Consider the following 20,556-nt stretch of genomic DNA (forward strand, 5'->3'; position numbering starts at 1 on the left):
TCACAGCGCTTTCATGAATCGGAAGAATCCGGGGTCCTGGTCGACACGGAGCCGGGTGAGGGTTCGGTAGCTGATCAGCCACTTGCCGTCTTCTTTGCGGTATTTCTCGTGGTAGTGGCCGTAGCCGTGTAGGTGCAGTTCTTTCTCGCCGTCGTTCCACCACAGCATGTCCTCCATCGCCCAGATGCCGGTTGCGGTGGTGGGCGAGGTCAGCACGATTTCGGGAGTGTGTGCGTGGTGCGCCGTGGTGAGGGGGATGTCGCCGTCGAGCATGTTCCGAATTGCCGCGGTGAGTTTGTCGATGCCCACTACCTGGTTCGAGGTGTCGCCGGTCTTGGGTTGCTTGTCTGTCGGGAGTCCGCCCCACGTCTCGCTGACGACGTCTGCGGTGTGCAGGGTTGGGTAGACGTGCCACTGCTTGGTGTCCATGCAGCGTAGGCGCGCGGCGAACACACGCTTGATTTCCTCGATTGCGAGCAGTTCCTCGACGGCACTGATCGACCCCACTTCGGACTCGGCCTGAGACATTCAACCTCCAACGGTGATCGGCAAGATGGGTTCACATTCGGGTGCTCCGGGCGGGCCGTCAACGACCTGTCCCGGTGAGCGCGACGGCACTCGGTATGGTCGAGCGAACGAAAGGGGTGTCAGACGTGTGTACCGAAGAGGTCCCATCGACTGGACCGGAGGAGATCGCCGAGGTTCGGGCTTTTTGGCGCGAGTTGGGTGTTCCTGGCGTGATCGACGTCCATACCCATTTCATGCCGAAGAGCGTCATGGACAAGGTGTGGGGCTACTTCGATTCGGCGGGACCGATGATCGGTCGACCATGGCCGATCGCGTACCGACTTGCCGAGGAGGAGCGGGTACACCGTCTCCGCGAGTTCGGTGTCCGGGCTTTCACGTCGATGATCTACCCGCACAAGCACGCGATGGCCGAGTGGCTCAATCAGTGGGCCGTCGAATTTGCCGCGCAAACGCCCGATTGCCTGCACACGGCCACGTTCTATCCCGAGGAGTCGGCGGCGTCGTACGTCGGCAAGGCATTGGAGTCGGGCGCGCGAATCTTCAAGTCCCACATCCAGGTCGGAAACTACGACCCGAACGACCCTCTGCTCGACAAGGTCTGGGGGCAACTCGAGGACTCCGAGACGCCCATCGTGATCCACTGTGGATCGGGACCGGCGCCGGGGGAGTACACGGGACCTGATCGCATTGCTTCGCTGCTCGCACGGTACCCGCGCCTGTCGTTGATCGTCGCCCACATGGGGATGCCCGAGTACAGCGAATTCCTCGATCTGGCAGAGGCTTACGGCAACGTCCGCCTGGATACGACCATGGCGTTCACCGACTTCACGGAAGAGCAGTGTGCCTTCCCGAAGGTAGACGTATCACGGCTCGTCGACATGCAGGACCGGATTCTGTTCGGTAGCGACTTCCCGAACATTCCGTACCCGTATCTCACAGCCTTGCAAGCGGTTACGCGCTTCGATCTCGGAGACGAATGGCTGCGAGCCGTCGTGCACGACAACGCCGCCAAGCTCTTCTCGGTGAGCTGAGCTCACCGAGAAGAACTTCGACTCAGCGCAGTTTGATGCTGCCGCCGTCGGCCATCAACGTCTGACCCGTCATGTACTTGGAATCGTCGCTCGCCAGGAACACCACGACGGGAGCGATGTCGGTTTCGGGATCACCGATGCGTCCGAGAGGCACCTTGGCAACCGATGCGGCTGCGCGCTCGGGGAAGGCTTCCTGCCACTTGACGACGCCTTCGGTGGCGGCGAACGGGCAGACCACGTTGACCCGAATGCCTTCCGGCGCCCACTCGTTGGCGACGACGCGCGTCAGGCCTCGCACAGCTTCCTTGGCCGCAGCGTAGGACGTCTGGGTGGGCATTCCGTCCAAACCTGAACCCGATGCGAAGTTGACGACCGAACCCTTGGTCTTCGCGAGTTCGTCGTGGCACGCCTGCATGAGGTGGACAACGGGGTAGAAACCGGTGTTGAAGGACAGGTCGAACATGTCCTGCGTGGTTTCGAGCAACGGAGCCTGACGGGACGCGTGAGCGTTGTTCACCAGGATGTCGAGCTTGCCGAAAGCCTCGAGTGCGGCGTCACGGATCTGCTCGGCCGAACCGGCGGCAGCAAGGTCGACGTTCAGGAACTTGCCGGAGCCGGCCAGTTCTTGTTCGAGGGCCTGGCCCTGCTCGTCGTTGATATCGACGAACAGGACCTTCGCGCCTTCACGGGCGAAGACTCGGGTGATAGCGCGACCGATTCCACCGGCGCCGCCGGTGACGATCGCTACCTTGCCGTTCAACCTCATGAAAACGCTCCTCTTCGTAAGTGCTGCTCAAACTGTTGCGGTCTCGTCGACTGCAAGTGCAATCTTTTCGAGGCCGGCGATGCTGTAGGCGGCGTAGGTCTCGTACGGCCCACGGCCGGAGAAGTAAGACGAGAGCTGGCCACCGAGCTCTTCGACGGTGAACGCGGATCCGGCTGCGTCGAAACGGTTCTCGACCTTGGGTGCTTCCATCAACGCCACCATCTTGCCGTAGACGACGAAGACCTGTCCGTTGATCTCGTCGGAATCGGGGGATGCGAGGTAGCTGACCAGGGTCGCGACGCGCTCGGGTGCAAGCGGATCGAGGCCGACGACGCCGGTGTTGTTCTCGCCGAAGGCTTCTGCCGTCATGGCGGTGCGCGCGCGGGGGCAGATCGCGTTGGTGCGGACGCCGTAGCGGGAGAGACCTGCTGCGCTCGAGAGCGTCAGAGCGGTGATGCCGGCCTTGGCTGCCGAGTAGTTGGGCTGTCCGGCGCTGCCGAAGAGGAAGGCCTCGGAAGAGGTGTTGATGATGCGGCCGTAGACCGGTGCGTCGGCTGCCTTGCTGGCTGCGCGCCAGTGGACTGCGGCTGCGTGCGAGGTGGCGGCGTGGCCCTTGAGGTGCACACGGATGACGTCGTCCCAATCGGATTCGGTCAGGTTGAAGATCATCTTGTCGCGCAGGATGCCTGCATTGTTGACGAGGATGTCGAAGGATCCGAAGTTCTTGACAGCCTCTTCGATGATGCGCCCGCCGAGCGACCAGTCGGAGACGTCGCCGGTGATGGCGAGTGCCTGTCCACCTGCGGCCTTGATCTCGTCGACCACGTCGTTGGCCGCTGCACCCATGTCGTTGACGATGACGGCTGCACCGGCAGCCGCGAGTCCGAGTGCTTCGGCGCGACCCAGGCCGGCGCCGGCGCCGGTGACGGCGGCAACTTTGCCTTCCAAGCTCAGTGATTGCGTCATGTCGTGCTCCTTCGATCCGGGCGGTCGGGTACGTCTTGCAGAATTAGTATTCATTCTAATTTGAAGTCGAGAGTTCGGTAGTCGGTTCCGAAAAATCATTCGAGCGAAATCAGAATTAGTTCTAGTTTTGAACAGAAGTTTGGCCGACTGAGGAGGAGTCTCACTCAGCGGGAGCGGTGATCTGGGTCACGAGCGCTGCATGCCACCTTGGGGCGACGCGGCGATCCCACCGCGTACGCGTTTGCGTCACCACCGATCCGCTCAGTTCTCGGCCGCATTCGTCGGCTCCAGGGTCGGATAGTTCCCACCGAAAACGCAGTACGGTCGGCCCCGAATTCACCGGGCCGGACATCAAGGAAGGCACCAGCAGTGTCACTGAATTTGGCAGATCTGTACGAGGGCATCTCGGATCTGATTCCGGACCGCACGGCGCTCGTGTGCGATGGTCGTCGTCGCACCTACGTCGAGCTGGACGAGGGCTCGAATCGCATCGCCCGCCACCTGGCGAGCGTCGGTGTCGGGCCCGGCGATCACGTTGCTCTGCACATGCGCAACAGCATCGAGTTCGTCGAGAGTTTGCTCGGCTGCCTCAAGATTCGTGCGGTCCCGATCAACGTCAACTATCGCTACGTCGACGCCGAACTGACCTATCTGTACAACGATTCGCAGTCGGTGGCACTGATCGTGGACGAGGAGTTCGTTTCCGTCGTGGAGACGGTTCTCCCGGCCGCGCCCGGCATCAAACACGTCGTTGTCGTCGGCAAGTCCGTGGTCCGCGATATCGAAGGTGTCGACGTCGTTGGATACGCCGACGCTGCCGCGGAGCAGCCCGCTACTCGTGACTTCGCGCCCCGCAGCAACGACGACCTCTTTGTCATCTACACCGGCGGCACGACGGGGATGCCCAAGGGTGTCATGTGGCGTCATGAAGACTTCTACTTCGCGGCGCTCACCGGCGGAAATCCGTTCGGTCCGCCGCACACGACCGCCGAGGCTCTGTTCGCCGCGGTGCCGAACGTCCCCGCGATGAACATGCTCAGTACCGCGCCTCTGATGCACGGTGCGGCGTCATACTCGCTGTTCACCGGATTCTTCATGGGCGCCAACGCAATTCTCATGGCGCGGTTCGACGCGAAGACGACGCTGCAGCTCGCCGGAAGTGAGAAGGCCGTCTCCATCACCGTCGTCGGAGACGCGATGGCACGTCCGCTCGCAGACGAATTGGCAGCAAACGCAGCAGATTACGACCTCAGCACGGTCGGAATGGTCTCGTCGGGTGGAGCCTTGTTCTCGCTCTCACTGCGGGAGCAGCTCAAGTCGATGCTTCCGAACCTGGTGATCCGCGACGGATTCGGCTCCTCGGAGTCGGGCGTCGACGGCAATCTGGAGATCGGCGAAGACGGCCTGATGCGCATCGCCGCTCGCGACGAGACCCGCGTCGTGGACGAAAGGATGCGGCCGCTGGAGCCGGGATCGCCCGAGACCGGCTACATCGCTCGCAGCGGTCACGTGCCGGTCGGCTACTTCAATGATCCGGTCAAGACCGCGGCTACGTTCCCGGTGATCGACGGGGTGCGGATGTCGGTGCTCGGCGACGTCGGGCGCGTGGAAGCCGACGGCTCGATCGTCCTGCTGGGGCGTGGTTCTCAGTGCATCAACACCGGCGGGGAGAAGGTGTATCCGGAAGAGGTCGAGCAGGCGCTCAAGAGTCACCCGGCGGTGCTCGACGCTCTGGTCGCGGGAATTCCGGATGCGAAGTTCGGTGAGCGCGTCGCTGCGGTCATCACGACCCGCGAAGGCTTCGACGTCCCGGACGCTGCCGAGATCGGTGAGCATTGCGCGTCGCAGGTCGCTCGGTACAAAGTGCCGCGCACCGTCATGAACGTTCCGTCGATCAGGCGTTCTCCCAGCGGAAAGGCCGACTATCGCTGGGCCAAGGCCACTCTCGCCGAGCAAGTCTCCTAGTCCGGCCGGAGCCGTCCAGCGCGTTTGTGAGGGACGCGTTGGGTGGCGCCGGTGCTCTAGCCTGTCACCGTCAGAACCAGCAGAGCGACGTTGAGTGCAACGATCAAGCCCGCCGCAATCCACGCCGCGACGGTCGTGAGCGGGGCATTGCGAGCGTCGCCCATGAGTTCGGGGTCCGAGGTCATTCGCACCAGTGGGATGATCGCGAAGGGGATGCACAGGCTCAAGACCACTTGGCTGAGCACGAGCGCCAGCGTCGGGTCGACGCCGAGTCCGAGCACGATCAGCGCCGGGATGAGCGTGACGATCCGGCGTGTGATCACCGGAATGCGAATGGCCAGAAGACCATGCATGATCTCGGCGCCGGCCGCGCATCCCACGGAGGTTGACGCGAGTCCGGAGGCGAGGAGGCCGATCGCGAACACCACGGCTATGCCCGGGCCGAGCGAATTCTCGATCGCGGCATGCGCACCGTCGATGGTGTCGGTGCCGGGTACTCCGCGCAGCGCCGAAGCGGCCAGAAGCAGCATGCCGATGTTCACGCCACCGGCGATGATCAACGCGACGACGACATCCCAACGGGTGACTTTGAGTAGTCGCTGCAACCGTGGGCCGGGTTTGATGTGGCCGTGGCGATCACGTGCCAATGCGGAGTGAAGGTAGATCGCGTGGGGCATGACCGTTGCTCCGAGCATGCTGGCGGCGAGCAGTACGGTCTCGGTTCCTTCGAAGCGGGGGACCAGTCCGGCGACGGCCTCGCTGCCGGAGACGTCGGTGAAGGCGAGCCCGGTCAGGAAGCCGATGGTGATGATGGCCAGCAATCCCATGACCACGAACTCGAAAGTGCGCTGTCCGCGCCGACTTTGGATCGTCAGGATGACCATCGACACGCATCCGGTGATCAGTCCGCCGAGGAAGAGCGGGATGTTGAAGAGCAGGTTGAGTGCGATGGCGCCGCCGATGACTTCGGCGACGTCGGTCGCGATCGCCATCATCTCGGCCTGGAGCCAGAAGGCGCGGCGGTTGTTCTTACGCAGGCGCTGACCCAGCATTTCGGGCAGGGATCTGCCGGAGACGAGACCGAGTTTCGCGGACAGATACTGCACGAGGACGGCCATCGCGTTGGCGAGTACGAGTACCCAGATGAGGAGGTAGCCGTACTTGGCGCCGGCGGTGAGGTTGGCGGCGACGTTGCCCGGATCGACGTACGCGATTGCCGCGACGAACGCCGGACCGAGCAGGGCGATGGATCTCCCCGTGGGTCGTCGGCGCGGAGTCGTCGGCTCTTGCGTACTGGTGCTCATCGGTCTCCTGGTCACACGTACTCGGACCTGTTGGTTCGAATAAGTGAACTATAGAGTTCGGGGAGCCGAACTTTCAACAGCTGTGCGCGGTCAGCGACCGCAGAGGGTCCCTAACCGCGCACAGGCCGGTTAGGCCGTCACGCCGGCAGCCAGGAGAGCGCGAGCCTCGGGTCGGCCGTCGAGGAGGGCGTTGGTACGCAGTTCGACCTTCCACTCGCCGTCCGTCTTGATCAGTTCCCAACGGTTTGCGGTGATGCGGAGGACCTTGAATCCCGTCGGGTTCTCGGGATCTTTGATGACCAACTGCGAATGGCAGGTCGCGACGGCCTTGTTGCCGTCGATGCGGATGTGGGCGGGTGTCATCATGTGGGCCGCGCCGTTCATGATCCAGTTCTGGTGTGAGGCGCTGTGAACCATCGCGCGCAGTTCGCCGCGGCCGTGCATCGCACCGGTATCGACGTCGTAGACGCCGTCCTCGAGCCACAGGTTCGCGACCTCGTCGGCTGATCCGCTGTCGACGGCAGGGCTGTATGTGGTCAGCAGTTCGGTGATCGCGAGCTTGTCCTCGAGCAATTCCACTCGGGCGAGCAGGGATTCGATCAGGGCGGTCGAGTCGGTCATCGGTACGTCCTTTGCATTGAATTGTCGGGGAATCAGGAAGTGGTGAAAGAAAAGCCCTCGGCGAGGGCGATTCGGTGAAGTTCTTCGAGTTGTTCGCAGTAGTGCTCGACGCTTCGAGCGCCGACCGAGCAGCTGGCGATGGTCGCCCCGGCGTCACGGACGCGAGTCAAGGCGCGAAGGGTGGATTCGCGATTGCCGAGAGGATCGAGCGGCGCACCGGCGGGAAGCACCACGTCGAATCCGTCGGGGAGCGTCGTGGCATCGAGCATTTCCTTCAGTTCGGAGAATCGCAGCCCGAACGGCACCCACCCGTCGCCGTGTGTGGTGGCCCGGCGCAGCGATCTCTTGGTCCGGCCGCCGATCCACAGCGGCACCCGTTTCTGGACGGCGTGGGGTTCGACGACAAATCCGGAGTAGTCGTAGAACTCGCCGTGATACTCCGGAGTCGGCGTCGACAGTGATGCCCGAAGTGCGGCCAAGGCATCGTCAGCGCGCGCTCCTCGGTCGGCAAATGGAGCATTTATGAGATCGAATTCTTGTTTCAGAGTCCCCACCCCGAGGCCGAGTATCAGGCGTCCATTGCTGACGCGATCAAGCGTTCCGTAACGCTTGGCGATCTCGAGGGGGTGGTGGTAGCCCAACACCAGCACCTGGGTCGCCAGCAGGATTCTTGATGTACGCGCGGCGAGAAAACCAAGGGTGGCGAGCGGATCCCAGTAGGTTCCGCCGCGCTCGGCGGCAATCTCCTCGGGGACCGCCACGTGTTCACTGCAGGTCAGATGATGGAAACCGAGTCGATCCGCCGTGGCGGCCACTGTGGCGATCTCGCCGATGTCAGCACTTGCCTCCCACTCCGAGCGCGTGCTCGGGTGCTGAATCAGGACCGGTGTGACGATTCCCAGGTGCATCGGGCGTTTATAGCGTCCCCACTCGCCCGGTGGCAGGTGAATTACCGCTGATCGGGATCGAAAAGATCGATTCACTTTCCAGAAACTGTGACCTGGGTTATAGTCGGTAGAATCAATTCCAGTTTTCGGGAGGCGTCCATGACCATTGTTGACATGAACGACACACTGTCCACCGTCCAGACTGCCGGTGGGCAACCCAAGAAGGATCTGCCGCCGTCGATGGTCGAGCGGATGACACTGATTCTCGACGCCTTCGACGGCCGCGCCGCGCGGCTGACGCTGGAAGAGGTCGCGTGCCGTACTCAGTTGCCGCGCTCCACGGTCCACCGCATTCTCGATCAGCTGGTCAAGCTGGACTGGGTCGATCACGCATCGTTCGGCTACTGCCTCGGGCGTCGCGCGCTCGGCCTCGGTGGTGGCGACGGCGGCCACAGCCAGATCCGCGAAGCCGCTGCACCGCTTCTGCACGAACTGCACCTGCAGACCGGCATGGTCGTTCACCTGTCGGTGCTCGACGGACGCGAGAGCGTCTATCTCGACAAGGTCGGCGGACGATTCGCCGCGGCGCTCCCGTCCCGCGTCGGCGGCAGAGTGCTCGCTCATTCGACGGCTGGTGGCAAGGCGATGCTGGCGTGGATCGACCCTGAGCGCGTCGACGCTCTGTTCGGGGCTTCTCTTCCCCGCTGTACCGAGAACACGATCACCGACGTCGCTGTGCTCCACCAGGAACTGAACCGCATCCGTCAGCGTCGGGGACTGGCCTTCGAACGCGGGGAGTCGGCGCGTGGAGTCGCTTGTGTGGCTTCGGCAATTCGCGGACACGAGGGTCCCGTCGGCAGCATCGCGTTGTGTGGTGACATGCGGACCGCTCAGCTCGAGCGAGTTGCTCCGCTGGTCGTCGACGCGGCTCGCGAGGTCTCACGGACGCTGTACCCCGAACTGGGTGCTCCTCGCCGCGGCCGCAAAACGCCTCCCGTTCCGACCAATACGTTCTCGGCGGAGACGATGGATCGCCTGCTGGCAGCGTCGTCCGACCACTGGATCTGACGTATTTTGATCGACTTGTCTCGCTGATCGGGACGAGTCATAGCAGCTCAGCGGTACTGATGGCACCGTTCGGACCATGACGACTGAACTGAGCTACGAGGGAACTCTGAAGGAACTGCAGACCGATCTCGGTGTGCTCCGGTACCACGAAGCCGGCGACGGCCCGCCGCTCCTGCTGCTGCACGGATCGGGCCCCGGCGTCACCGGTTGGCGTAACTACCGCGGCGTTCTCGCGGACTTCGCGAAGCACTTCCACTGCTACGTTCTCGAGTTTCCCGGATTCGGCGTCAGCGATCCCGGCCCCGACCATCCGATGATGATGGCGCAGGCGTCGGTCGGGATGTTCCTCGACGGCCTCGGCCTCGGCCCGGTCCACATGATCGGTAACTCCATGGGCGGCATCGTCGCCACCAAGGTCGCGATCGACGAGCCGCACCGGGTGAGCAAGCTCGTCACCATCGGCGGCATGGGAAAGAACACCTTCTCGCCGGGGCCCGGTGAAGGCATCAAACTCCTCATGGAGTTCACCGACAACCCCACCCGCGAAGCCCTGGTCCGCTGGTTGCATTCGATGGTCTTCGACCGTGCCGTCGTCACCGAGCAGCTCATCGAAGAGCGTTGGGCCCTGGCCACCGAGCCGACGACGCTCGAGATCGCCCGTCGTATGTACAGCAGCAAGGCCATGGCCGCCATGGGCGCGGCTGCCGCTGCGTCGACCGCCGTGCCGTACTGGGCGCAGCTGAACAAGATCAAGGCGCCGACGCTGTTGACCTGGGGACGCGACGACCGCGTCAGCCCCGTGGACATGGCGATTCTGCCGATGCGCGACATCCCCAACGGCGAAGTTCACATCTTCCCCAACTGCGGACACTGGACGATGATCGAAGCTCGCGACGCCTGGGTCGCGTCCGTTCTGGCATTTCTGACGCGTCCAGAAGGCAAGTAAGGACGGTGCGCCTTTTTGGTAGCCCCCACTACCAAAAAGGCGCACAGGGGTGCTCCCACTCACCGGGAAGCGTTTCTGCACTTCGGTGGGCTACCTGCCACCGTTTCACCAACAGATTTTCATTCTGCCCAGGCACTCGCCGGGTAGCGAAACCAGAAAGCCGGAAAAATCATGGGTCAGGTTCTGGACAACATCTCACAGTTCGCCGACGAGATCCGCGCCGACGGGGTCGAGGGCGACAAGCTGATGCGCTTGACGGACGGCAGCGCGAAGCGCTTGCGCGACTCCGGCGTCATCCGGATGTTCCAGCCGAAGGAGTTCGGAGGCCTCGAGGCGCATCCGCGTGAATTCGCCGAGACGGCAATGGCTATCGGCGCGATGGACGGTGCCACGGGCTGGGTCAGCGGCATCGTCGGTGTTCATCCGTGGGAGCTTGCGTTCTTCGACCGCAAGGCTCAGGAAGAGGTGTGGGGAACCGATCCCGATACGTGGATGGCGTCACCGTATGCGCCGATGGGCGTGGCGAGGCCGGTCGAGGGTGGGTACATCCTCAACGGTCGTTGGTCGTTCTCGTCCGGCACCGATCACTGTGACTGGATCATGATCGGCGCGATGGTCGGTGACGAGTCCGGCAAGCCGTTGATGCCGCCGAAGCACCTGCACGTACTGCTGCCGCGCTCCGATTACGACATCGACCAGGACAGCTGGAATGTCGTGGGCCTGCGCGGAACCGGGTCGAAGGACCTGATCGTCAAGGACGCGTTCCTGCCCACCTACCGCACGATCGACGCCGGAAAGGTGTACGACGGGACGGCGTGGAAGGAAGCGGGTCGTACGGAGACGTTGTACAAGTTCCCGTTCTCGTGCATTTTCCCGTTGGGGATCACCTCGTCGTTGATCGGTATCGCCGAAGGTGCGTTGGCGTGCAACATGGCGGCGCAGCGTGAGCGTGTGACGGTCAGTGGTGTTCCGATCAAGGAAGATCCGTACGTGCTGTTCGCGATCGGTGAGGCTGCGGCCGAGATCGCTGCTTCTCGGGCTGCGATCTTGGAGACGGTGGATCGTTTCTGGGACATGACGGAGAAGGGGCAGGAAGTTTCGTTCGAGCTTCGTGCGATCGGTCGCCGTACGCAGACTGCTGCGGCGTGGCGGGCGGTGCGGGCGGTGGACGAGATCTTTGCTCGTTCCGGTGGTGGGGCTTTGCAGTTGAACACGCCGATGCAGCGGTTCTGGCGTGACGCTCATGCCGGTTTGGCGCACGCGATCCATGTACCCGGTTCCATCTTCCATGCGTCGACGCTCTCGCAGCTCGGCGGCGAACCGCAGGGTATCCACCGCTCGATGATCTAGTCCCACAAATACTTTCGAAGCAAGGACGGTTAGGCATGACTGAAATTCGGGGCCTGGGGTATCTCAGGATCCAAACGCAGGACGTGGCTCGCTGGCGCGAGCTCGTGGTCGACGGACTCGGCCTCGCGGTCGGTAGTGGCCCGGAAGCCGACGGCCTCTACTTGCGCCTGGACGAGCGTCGTGCGCGACTGATCGTCCTGCCCGGTGAGACGGACAAGGCTCTCGCAGTGGGCTGGGAAGTGCGAGATCAGTTCGCGCTCCAGCGTGTTCGTGAAGCAGTGGAGAAGGCCGGAGTCGAGGTCGAGGTTCTTTCCGAGGTCGACGCCAGCTACCGCGATGCCGAGCAGGTCATCGCATTCGGCGATCCCAACGGCAACCGAGTCGAGGTCTTCTTCGGACCGGTACTCGACCACAGCCCGTTGGTCACCCCGCACGGCGGCCGTTTCGTCACCGGCGATCAGGGCCTCGGCCATGTGGTGCTTCCGGTTACGCGTTTCGACGAGGCATACACCTTCTACACCGAGGTGCTCGGATTCCTCCCGCGCGGTTCCATCCGTCTCGGCGGTATCGATGCGCCGCCGCCGGCTCGCCGCGTTCGCTTCATGGGTGTCAACCAGCGCCACCACAGCCTGGCGTTGTGCCCGGCGCCGCCGGTTGACGAGCCCGGTCTCGTGCACCTGATGATGGAAGCCGAGACTCTCGACGCCGTCGGTCAGGCTCTCGATCGTGTTGCCAAGCTCGGCTTCTCGATCTCCTCGACGTTGGGTCGCCACACGAACGACAAGATGGTGTCGTTCTACGTGCGCGCACCGGGTGGATGGGATCTGGAGTTCGGTTGCGAAGGCATGCTTGTCGACGAAGCCTTCTACACCGCTGAGGAAATCACGGCCGACAGCTACTGGGGCCACGACTGGTCCGACAGTGAACCGCTGGCCGCGTTCACTCCCAAGAGCTAGCTCTTACGCAACGAAAAAGCTCGGTCCCAATGCATATCGGGGCCGAGCTTTTTCGTGCGATAGATCAGGAAGCTGCTGCGGCCAAACCGGTTTCGAGGTCGGCGAGAATGTCGTCGATCCCTTCGATGCCGACCGCAAGGCGGACGAGCCCCGGGGTGACGCCCGAAGCGAGCTGCTCCTCGGGGGTGAGCTGCGAGTGCGTCGTCGACGCGGGGTGGATGACGAGTGAGCGAACGTCACCGATGTTGGCGACGTGGCTGTGCAACGTCAGTGCGTTGACGAACTTCTTGCCTGCGTCGACTCCACCGGCGAGCTCGAACGCGACGATGGCGCCGGTTCCCTTGGGAGCCAGCTGCTTTCCGCGCTCGTGCCAGGGCGAGGATTCCAGTCCGGCGTACGCGACCGACGTGACCTCGGCGCGGCCCTCGAGGAATTCCGCGACCTTCTGGGCGTTGGACACGTGGCGCTCGATGCGCAGGCTCAGTGTCTCGATACCCTGCGAGATGAGGAAGGCGTTGAACGGTGCGATGGCCGAGCCGAGGTCGCGCAGAAGCTGAACGCGTGCCTTGAGGGCGTAGGCGGGTGCACCGAGATCGGCGAAGGTGACGCCGTGGTAGCTGGGGTCGGGGGTCGTGAAGTTGGTGTGGCGTCCCTGGGTCCAGTCGAAGGTGCCACCGTCGACGATGACGCCGGCGATCGCGGTGCCGTGTCCGCCGAGGTATTTGGTGGCGGAGTGGACGACGATGTCGGCGCCGTGCTTCAGCGGCTGAATGAGATACGGAGTTGCGACCGTGTTGTCCACGATCAGTGGGATGCCGTGCTCATGGGCGACTGCGCTGATGCCGGGGATGTCGAACACGTCGTTCTTGGGGTTGGAGATGGTTTCGCCGTAGAACGCCTTGGTGTTCGGACGGATTGCCTCACGCCAGTGATCGAGGTTGTCCGGGTCCTCGACGAAGTCGACGGTGATACCGAGCTTGGGCAGCGTGTAGTGGAAGAGGTTGTACGTGCCGCCGTACAGGCGAGGGCTTGAGACGATGTGGTCCCCGGCCTCGGCGAGGTTGAGGATCGCGAAGGATTCGGCGGCCTGACCGGACGCAACCAGCAGAGCCGCGACTCCGCCTTCGAGGGCGGCGATGCGCTGCTCGACGGCGTCCTGCGTCGGGTTCATGATGCGGGTGTAGATGTTGCCCGGCTCGGCGAGGCCGAAGAGCGCCGCCGCATGGTCGGTGTTGTCGAAGACGTAGCTGGTGGTCTGGTAGATCGGAAGCGCCCGAGCGTTGGTAGCGCTGTCCGGGCCCTGTCCGGCGTGGACCTGCTTGGTTTCGAACGACCAATCGGCGGTCGGATCGGTATCGACGGGGGTGTTCTCGCTCATGAATTCATACTCCGTGGTGAAGGTGGGTTGGTGCGGGTCAGGCGGTTTCGACGACTGTATGCACTGGGACGGGATTGCGGGTGAGATCGAGTACGGGGCAGTGGGCGTCGACCGTTTCCTGCAGTTCCAGGTAGCGCTCGCGGGTTTCGGGGCCGGTCAGGGTGACGACCACGCGGACCTCGGAGAATCCCGGACGGACGGCGTCGTCGAAGCCGAAGAATCCACGAACGTCGAGGTCACCTTCGGCTCTGGCCGAGATGTCGTCGAGAGCGATACCGAGTTTGTCCGCCCAGACGCGGTAGGTGACCACCTGGCAGGAGAGCAGGGAAGCAAGGTAGTACTCGACAGGATTGGCTGCGGTGTTCTCGCCGCCGAGGGCCGGCGGCTCGTCGACCTCGACGCTGTACTTACCGAGAGAAATGGTGCTGGCAACGGCGTCGTGCGCCTGGGCGGAAGCCTTGAAGACGACGTGCGCTTTGCTCGCGTCTTTGTCGATGGCGTCGGCGTTGGCTGCTACGACGGAACTCAGGTGTGAGATGGAGGCGGTGGTCATGACAGAAATGTCCCCTGATCTGGGTGTACATACGAGTATCGACGTGAGCGGCGCTCACGTCGTAGGTCCGATCAGTAGATCGGACACCCGGATGTACAGACATGCGCAAAGTCGACATGGCGCCGCCGCGTCAGCAGCGTGCCCGTCTCGTATGCGCCGATTCCCGTCACAGGAGAGACTGTAACCGGTTCATACCCTTTCCGACCAGACGTATAGGAAATCTGTCTCGGATTGTGGTCTGTCATGCGGGTGGCAGTCCGCTCCACCGGGGTGTCCGACGATTGGCGAAAGCGTCGAGTCCTTCGGCGATGTCCGGAGAGCGCAACACTGCGTCCTTGGCGTCGTCGGTGACCTTCCATCCGTCGGCGTCGGCGTCGGCGTAGAGAGCCTCGATGGCCTTCAGACTCAGACTCACGGAGGTGGGGGAGGACTCGCAGATCTCCGCTGCCATCACCAGTGCCTCGTCGAGTGCCTTACCAGGGGCAGTGACTGCATTGACGACGCCGAGGTCCTTTGCCCGTTCGGGATCGAGTGTGCGGCCGGTGATCAAGAGTTCACGGGCGACGTTGATCGGAAGCGCGCGAGGAGCCCGAAAGAGTGCGCCGGACGTCGCAACCAGACCGCGTTTGGTTTCGGGAAGGCCGAATTGCGCTGTGGCAGAGGCGACGATCAGATCGCAGGCCAGTGCGATTTCGAAACCGCCACCAAGCGCGTAGCCCTCGACTGCAGCGATCAGGGGCTTGTTCCGCCGGCGCCGAATGACGCCGTACTCACCGCCGCGAGGCATGCGAAGGTCGGCCCGCTCTCGGATATCGGTTCCGGCGCAAAAGATATTGGGGGTTCCGGTGATGATGCCGACCCACAGATCAGGGTCGTCGTCGAGAAGATTCAGCGCGGCTTCGATTCCCTCGGCAGTCTCACGGTTGATCGCGTTACGGCGTTCTTCGCGTTCGATCCTGACGATGAGAACGCGGTCATGGCGTTCGGTGGAAACAGTCGACATAATTGGACTGTAGTCCACCTATCGGAGGCGGAGGTGCGTCACCTGACGGGACGGACATTGGACACATTCCGGACTGTGGCGAAGACTGTGTTCTGAGGCGGAGAAGGGCAGGTCGACGTGATTTCCAAACGAGAACAGAACAAGCGCGACACCAACGACAGGTTGCTCTCGGCTGCTCGAATTCTGTTCTCGGCGCAGGGTTTCGCCAGCACGACCGTCGACGACATCGCCGAGCGAGCCGAGGTGTCGCGAGCCACCTTCTTCAATTACTTCCAGGGCAAGGACTCGGTTCTCGAGGCGTTGCACAGTGATCATCTCGATCAGCTTGCGGCACTGGTGGATCAGCTCATGGAATCGCCGATGCCGACTTCTGATCGGATCTCCCGGATTTTTCAGGACTTTGCGCAGCAAGCGATCATGCACCCGCGCTATCTGCGCATGGTGACTGCAGAACTCGAGCGCGACTTCGCCTCCTCCGGAGCGGGGGCGGCCCACGATCATCGGTTCCACGTGGAACTTCTGCGGATCGTCACTGCCGGTATCGAAGCCGGCGAAGTGAGATCGGACTACCCGCCGCTCTTTCTCGCACAGATGATCGGTGGTACGTACGGAGCGTTGGTCCGCTTCTGGCGGCAAGACGCCGATTACGACGTGGTCGGAGAATTCGATCGCGGAGCCAGGTACGTCGCGGAAGGCATCGCTGCTCGCTGATCAGGGAGTGGGCACTACCAGAGGCAGCATCTGCTGGACGCTCTCCGAAAGATAGTTTGCGGCAGTCTGATCGCCGGACAGATGGCGCAGCAGGCTCTGCTGGAACAGGCCGTCGAAGATTGCGTACATCGCCGCCGAGGTGACCGATGCCTCTACGTCGAGAAGCTCGGCGTAGCGAGAAACGATGCGCCAGATCATGTTTTCGAGACTCTCGTCGATCGCGGCGACGTCGGCTCGGAACGACTCCTCGAACATCGACTGCGCGCGCAGGTCGTACCAGAGGCGGTGCATCGTGGGTTCTTCGATCATGGTCTCGGCGAGCAGTGCGCCGAAACCGGTTTTCAGTTCCTCCGGTGTCTTCGCGGTGGCGACGATGCCGTCGTAGCGGGTGACGCAGCGTGCCTTGTAGTGGCGCACGCAGTGGGTGATGAGATCGACCTTGTCGCTGAAGTAGTAGTGCAGGACGCCGTGGGAGAACTCCGAATTCTGGGCGATTTCGCGCAGGCTCGTGCGTGCGTAGCCCAATTCGGCCAGGGTTTGCAGTGCGGCCTCGGCGAGTTGATCACGTCGCTCGGAGAATTTGTCGACCTGGCGACGCGACACCTTGTCTGCGTTGGACCGCTTGGCGGAGTCGGACCGCTTCGCGGAGTCGGACTGCTGGCCCGGTGAGCTAGGTGCAGCCTTTTTCCCTGCCTCACTAGGCTTCTCGACTGTCGTGGTCACGATGGCACGTCCTGTTCCCTGCGGTTTCCACAGCGGCACGATCACCGCGTCCGAATCAGTGTAACCCCTGGTCTTTGACGAGCGTGTAACAAAATCTTGACAGTCGTCAAGATTTCTCTTGACACTCGTCCAAAGTTGAATACTCTGTGACTCACACCACTTGGCAGCGTCGCTGTGAACGGTGGCATCGCGAGAGTCGTTTCAGTCATGGAGGCAGTCGAAAATGAGCGTGTTTGATCTCGAGGGACGAAAAGCACTGGTCACAGGTGGTGCCAAGGGGCTCGGAGCCGGAATGGCTGAGGCGTTGGCGAGGGCGGGGGCGTCAGTGATGATCGGCGACGTTCTCGAAGACGAGGGTCGTGCCACCGCAGAGGCTGTTGGTTCGGGCGGAGTCAAAACCGGCTTCGTAAAGCTGGACGTCACCGACGATGCCAACTGGGAAGAGGCAGTCGCCGCCACCGCGGAGACCCTCGGCGGCTTCGACATCCTCGTCAACAACGCAGGCATCGAGATTTCCTCGCTGGTGGTCGACCTCGATCCGAACGACATCCGCCGTATGTGTGAGGTCAACATCCTCGGAACAGCGCTCGGAACCAAACACGGACTGCGCAGCATGCGTCCGGGTGGCGTAGCCGGAACCGGCGGTTCCGTCATCAACATCTCTTCAGTGGCCGCAACCATTCCGTTTCCCGGGATCAGTGGATACTCCGCGACCAAGTCCGCGGTCGATCGCTTCACCAGAGTTGCCGCCGCCGAGTCGGGCAAGCTCGGCTACGGAGTCCGCGTCAACTGCATCTACCCGGGTCTTGTCGCCACGGAGATGGGTCTCGGACTCGCGGCGGACATGGAGAAGCTCGGTCTCTGGCCCAGCGCCGAAGCAGCAGTCGGAGACGTCATCGGCCTCACCCCGCTCGGCCGCCTCGGTGAAGTGAACGACATGGCTGACGCCGTTGTGTTCTTGTCCTCCGACGCCGCGCGATTCATCACCGGAATCGGCCTACCGGTCGACGGTGGCATGGGCATGTAACTCGCCCTTCATTCGTACGTACACCCTTCTCACGTCTTCGAAAGGTTCCACGAACATGTCCGAAAAGAAGCCCGTCATCGTCTACGGCGTCTCCGGGTACACCGGCCGTCTGGTGTGTGAATACCTGCGCGAGTTCAACATCCCGTTCATCGCAGCCGGCCGCGACGCCGCTCGCATCCAAGAGGTCCTCGACAAGATCCCTGGTTTGGACACCGTCGATCACGAAGTCGTCGAGGTCGAGCACACGGTCGAGGCTCTCACCGAATTGTTCACCGGCGCACAGGTTGTCAGTAATATGGTCGGCCCGTTCATCAAGCTCGGCGGCACCGTCGTCGAGGCCGCGTTGAATGCCGGTTGCCACTACATGGATACCACCGGTGAGCAGGACTGGGTACTCGACGTCCAGGAGAAGTTCAGCGACAAGTATCAGGAGAAGGGCCTGCTTCTCTCGCCCGGTATCGCGCAGATGTACACCACCGGTGAGATCGCGGCCAATATCGCACTGGAAACGCCGGGGCTCGATACGCTCGACATCCTCGTGCTGTGGAAGGGATTTCCCACCTACGCGTCCACTCAGACGATCTTCACCATCCTCAAGGCAAACTGGTACTACCTCGAGCAGAACAAGTACGTGCAGTGGGCGCCCGGCCAGACTTTCGACGTCGTCGTTCCCGGCCAGCACGAAACTGCGCTTGCATTGCCGTGGGGCGGAACATGCCACCCGGTGTGGTTCAAGAACGATCCGCGAGTTTCCAACGTCAAGGCTGCGGGCGGAGTGTTCGACCGCACCGTGATGGAAGGCGTTGTCGCGACGCAGAAGATCGTGGAGGAGCAGATCAAGACCCTGCCCGCCGACGAGCAGGAAGCCGCCTTGGCCGAGATCGCCGGATCGGTTCAGGCCGGTATGCCCCCTCGTGAGAATCCGCGCATCAACACCTCACTCGACTCCGTCTACGCGTCGGGCCCGCTGGGTCGCTCGCACGTCGTGATCCACGGAAACTGTAACTACAAGCAGACGGGCCTCCTGCACGCCTATGCAGCGCATTCTCTGCTCCAGCAGGCGCCGAAGCGGACCGGGCTTGCCTCGGCTTGCCAGGCGTTCGGCCATCGCGAACTGCTCGGCGCGCTACGTAGTTTCGGGCTGGCTCTGGAGCCGGAAGTAACCATCAACGCCTAACTCGTCGCCCTCGTCATCATGTTCACGGCTCCCGGCGTGTAGCGCGCCGGGAGCCCCGCCCTGGAGGCTCCCCATGCGTTTGACCGACTATCTCGACAAGGGAGCCTCTCTTGGTTCCACCGCACCGTGTTTGACGATGGGGGAGCGCACTCTCTCCTACGGCGAGGTGCAACAGTTCAGCCGACGCTTCGCAGCTTCGCTCGCGGCTTCGGGCATCGCGCCGGGCGAAAAGGTCGCGATTCTGTCCGGCAATGATCCGATCTCGTTCTCGTGCGTATTCGGAATAAGCCGGGCCGGCGGCGTCTGGTGCCCGATCAACCCTCGCAACGAAGCTGCGGAAAACCGAGACCTGTTGGATTTGTTCGATTGTCGCGCTCTGTTCTTCCAGAAGTCCTATGCGCCGCTAGTCGACCAGATCAAGGATGCGCTTCCCCAGTTGGTGACGCTCGTCTGCATCGACGGCGAATGGGACTCGGCACAGTCCCTCGAAATCTGGCTCGGGGAAGAAGAACTCGACGCCGCGGCGCCCGACGACGTCACCATGCTGGTCGGCACCGGTGGTACAACTGGACGGCCAAAGGGAGTGATGTTGACCGGGCACAACATCGAGACGATGACCGCAATCACTTTGATGAGTTATCCGTTCGAGGGGCGCCCGGTGTATCTGGCGCTGGCACCGTTGACTCACGCCGCCGGTGTTCTGTGCTTCCCGATCATGGCCCTCGGCGGCGAAGTGGTGATCATGCCGAAGCCCGATCTCGGGTACTTCCTCGCGAACGTTCAGAAGCACAAGGTGACTCACACCTTCCTGCCGCCGACGCTCATCTACATGCTGCTCGAGCACGAGGCCCTGTCTGCCACGGATCTCAGCTCGCTGCAATGCTTCTGGTACGGAGCGGCGCCGATCTCCCCGACCAGACTCGCGGAGGCGATCGACAAGATCGGCCCGGTCATGGCTCAGCTGTTCGGGCAGAGTGAAGCCCCCATGATGATCTCGACGATGTCACCGAAGGAGCACTTCGGCTCGGACGGCACTGTCGCAACGTCACGACTTTCGTCGGCGGGTCGACCGTCGCCGCTGGTGACCGTCGGGATCATGGATGACAAAGGCGCGCTGCTCGGACATGGCGAGCGTGGTGAGGTGGTGATTCGCAGTTCGTTGGTGATGGCGGGTTATTACAAGAACCCCGACGCAACCGCGGAAGCGTCAGCCCACGGCTGGCATCACACCGGCGATATCGGGTACCTGGACGAGGACAATTTCCTGTTCATCGTCGACCGTGCGAAGGACATGATCATCACCGGCGGTTTCAACGTCTATTCGGTCGAGGTGGAGCAGGCACTCATGGCGTATCCGGGGATTCAGGACTGCGGAGTGATCGGGTTGCCGGACGACAAGTGGGGCGAACGCGTTGTGGCAGTGGTGCAACCGCACCTCGGCGCCGACATCGACGGCGCCGAGGTGATGGCTTTCGTGAAGGCTCGCATCGGAAGTGTGAAGACTCCGAAGCAAGTCATCGTCTGGGACGATCTACCTCGCTCCAAGGTCGGCAAAGTTCTCAAGAACGAGATCAAGAGCGAGCTGACGGGCTGAGG

General features: G+C 62.7%; 20 protein-coding genes. 10 read left to right on the forward strand and 10 right to left on the reverse strand.

Annotated features, from left to right (window positions below; all coding sequences use genetic code 11):
* Positions 1–528: a nuclear transport factor 2 family protein gene (locus tag ABH939_RS00980; protein ID WP_003939692.1), complete on the reverse strand. Its 528-nt coding sequence runs from the start codon at positions 526–528 to the stop codon at positions 1–3.
* Between the two features lie 125 nt (positions 529–653).
* Between ABH939_RS00980 and ABH939_RS00985 the strand changes: the two genes are divergently transcribed.
* A complete protein-coding gene (locus ABH939_RS00985) occupies positions 654–1,559 on the forward strand; it encodes an amidohydrolase family protein (protein WP_190287646.1) in 906 nt (301 codons plus the stop codon).
* Positions 1,560–1,581: 22 nt separating this feature from the next.
* Here ABH939_RS00985 and ABH939_RS00990 read toward each other — a convergent pair whose 3' ends face one another.
* Together ABH939_RS00990 and ABH939_RS00995 are read right to left on the reverse strand one after the other, a co-directional pair.
* On the reverse strand, positions 1,582–2,325 hold the full coding sequence (locus ABH939_RS00990; RefSeq protein ID WP_030537180.1) for an SDR family NAD(P)-dependent oxidoreductase: 744 nt from the start codon (positions 2,323–2,325) through the stop codon (positions 1,582–1,584).
* A gap of 27 nt (positions 2,326–2,352) precedes the next feature.
* Positions 2,353–3,291, reverse strand: coding sequence for a 3-oxoacyl-ACP reductase (locus ABH939_RS00995; protein WP_007729451.1), 939 nt, complete (start codon positions 3,289–3,291; stop codon positions 2,353–2,355).
* Positions 3,292–3,660: 369 nt separating this feature from the next.
* On the opposite strand from ABH939_RS00995, the gene ABH939_RS01000 reads away from it, so the two are divergent.
* Complete coding sequence (locus ABH939_RS01000; RefSeq protein ID WP_065351432.1) at positions 3,661–5,256, forward strand: acyl-CoA synthetase; 1,596 nt, start codon at positions 3,661–3,663, stop codon at positions 5,254–5,256.
* Between the two features lie 56 nt (positions 5,257–5,312).
* On the opposite strand, the gene ABH939_RS01005 is transcribed toward ABH939_RS01000, so the two are convergent.
* The 3 genes from ABH939_RS01005 to ABH939_RS01015 form a co-directional block, all read right to left on the reverse strand.
* Complete coding sequence (locus ABH939_RS01005) at positions 5,313–6,560, reverse strand: Nramp family divalent metal transporter (RefSeq protein WP_064443709.1); 1,248 nt, start codon at positions 6,558–6,560, stop codon at positions 5,313–5,315.
* 129 nt (positions 6,561–6,689) lie between these two features.
* Positions 6,690–7,181 carry a nuclear transport factor 2 family protein gene (locus tag ABH939_RS01010; RefSeq protein ID WP_003939809.1) on the reverse strand — a complete coding sequence of 164 codons (492 nt, stop codon included), beginning with the start codon at positions 7,179–7,181 and terminating at the stop codon, positions 6,690–6,692.
* 32 nt (positions 7,182–7,213) lie between these two features.
* Positions 7,214–8,089 (reverse strand): TIGR03619 family F420-dependent LLM class oxidoreductase, encoded by an 876-nt coding sequence (locus tag ABH939_RS01015; RefSeq protein WP_003940045.1) that lies wholly within the window; start codon positions 8,087–8,089, stop codon positions 7,214–7,216.
* A gap of 138 nt (positions 8,090–8,227) precedes the next feature.
* Between ABH939_RS01015 and ABH939_RS01020 the strand changes: the two genes are divergently transcribed.
* The 4 genes from ABH939_RS01020 to bphC all read left to right on the forward strand — a co-directional run bounded on the left by ABH939_RS01020 (position 8,228) and on the right by bphC (position 12,388).
* Positions 8,228–9,136, forward strand: coding sequence for an IclR family transcriptional regulator (locus ABH939_RS01020; RefSeq protein WP_007729442.1), 909 nt, complete (start codon positions 8,228–8,230; stop codon positions 9,134–9,136).
* 76 nt (positions 9,137–9,212) lie between these two features.
* Positions 9,213–10,082, forward strand: coding sequence for an alpha/beta fold hydrolase (locus ABH939_RS01025; RefSeq protein ID WP_003940235.1), 870 nt, complete (start codon positions 9,213–9,215; stop codon positions 10,080–10,082).
* 171 nt (positions 10,083–10,253) lie between these two features.
* Positions 10,254–11,432, forward strand: coding sequence for an acyl-CoA dehydrogenase family protein (locus ABH939_RS01030; RefSeq protein WP_003940250.1), 1,179 nt, complete (start codon positions 10,254–10,256; stop codon positions 11,430–11,432).
* A 35-nt stretch (positions 11,433–11,467) separates the two neighbouring features.
* Positions 11,468–12,388, forward strand: a complete 921-nt coding sequence (bphC, locus tag ABH939_RS01035) for a biphenyl-2,3-diol 1,2-dioxygenase (RefSeq protein ID WP_404649197.1) — start codon at positions 11,468–11,470, stop codon at positions 12,386–12,388.
* Between the two features lie 64 nt (positions 12,389–12,452).
* On the opposite strand, the gene ABH939_RS01040 is transcribed toward bphC, so the two are convergent.
* The 3 genes from ABH939_RS01040 to ABH939_RS01050 all read right to left on the reverse strand — a co-directional run bounded on the left by ABH939_RS01040 (position 12,453) and on the right by ABH939_RS01050 (position 15,322).
* Positions 12,453–13,766, reverse strand: a complete 1,314-nt coding sequence (locus ABH939_RS01040; RefSeq protein WP_003939848.1) for a bifunctional o-acetylhomoserine/o-acetylserine sulfhydrylase — start codon at positions 13,764–13,766, stop codon at positions 12,453–12,455.
* Between the two features lie 37 nt (positions 13,767–13,803).
* Positions 13,804–14,319 carry an OsmC family protein gene (locus ABH939_RS01045; protein ID WP_007732784.1) on the reverse strand — a complete coding sequence of 172 codons (516 nt, stop codon included), beginning with the start codon at positions 14,317–14,319 and terminating at the stop codon, positions 13,804–13,806.
* Between the two features lie 241 nt (positions 14,320–14,560).
* A complete protein-coding gene (locus tag ABH939_RS01050) occupies positions 14,561–15,322 on the reverse strand; it encodes an enoyl-CoA hydratase-related protein (RefSeq protein ID WP_030536952.1) in 762 nt (253 codons plus the stop codon).
* A gap of 117 nt (positions 15,323–15,439) precedes the next feature.
* Between ABH939_RS01050 and ABH939_RS01055 the strand changes: the two genes are divergently transcribed.
* Positions 15,440–16,033 (forward strand): TetR/AcrR family transcriptional regulator, encoded by a 594-nt coding sequence (locus ABH939_RS01055; protein ID WP_003940428.1) that lies wholly within the window; start codon positions 15,440–15,442, stop codon positions 16,031–16,033.
* Here ABH939_RS01055 and ABH939_RS01060 read toward each other — a convergent pair whose 3' ends face one another.
* Entirely contained in the window at positions 16,034–16,636 is a 603-nt protein-coding gene (locus ABH939_RS01060) for a TetR/AcrR family transcriptional regulator (RefSeq protein WP_042448650.1), read from the reverse strand. It abuts the gene before it with no gap.
* 343 nt (positions 16,637–16,979) lie between these two features.
* Between ABH939_RS01060 and ABH939_RS01065 the strand changes: the two genes are divergently transcribed.
* From ABH939_RS01065 to ABH939_RS01075, 3 genes are all read left to right on the forward strand, one after another.
* A complete protein-coding gene (locus ABH939_RS01065; protein ID WP_404649199.1) occupies positions 16,980–17,783 on the forward strand; it encodes an SDR family NAD(P)-dependent oxidoreductase in 804 nt (267 codons plus the stop codon).
* Between the two features lie 55 nt (positions 17,784–17,838).
* Positions 17,839–18,960, forward strand: a complete 1,122-nt coding sequence (locus ABH939_RS01070; RefSeq protein WP_003940189.1) for a DUF5938 domain-containing protein — start codon at positions 17,839–17,841, stop codon at positions 18,958–18,960.
* 73 nt (positions 18,961–19,033) lie between these two features.
* Positions 19,034–20,554: an AMP-binding protein gene (locus tag ABH939_RS01075; protein WP_404649200.1), complete on the forward strand. Its 1,521-nt coding sequence runs from the start codon at positions 19,034–19,036 to the stop codon at positions 20,552–20,554.
* Positions 20,555–20,556 lie beyond the last annotated feature (2 nt).

Source organism: Rhodococcus sp. 27YEA6 (genome assembly GCF_044908235.1).
Taxonomy (GTDB): domain Bacteria; phylum Actinomycetota; class Actinomycetes; order Mycobacteriales; family Mycobacteriaceae; genus Rhodococcus_F; species Rhodococcus_F qingshengii.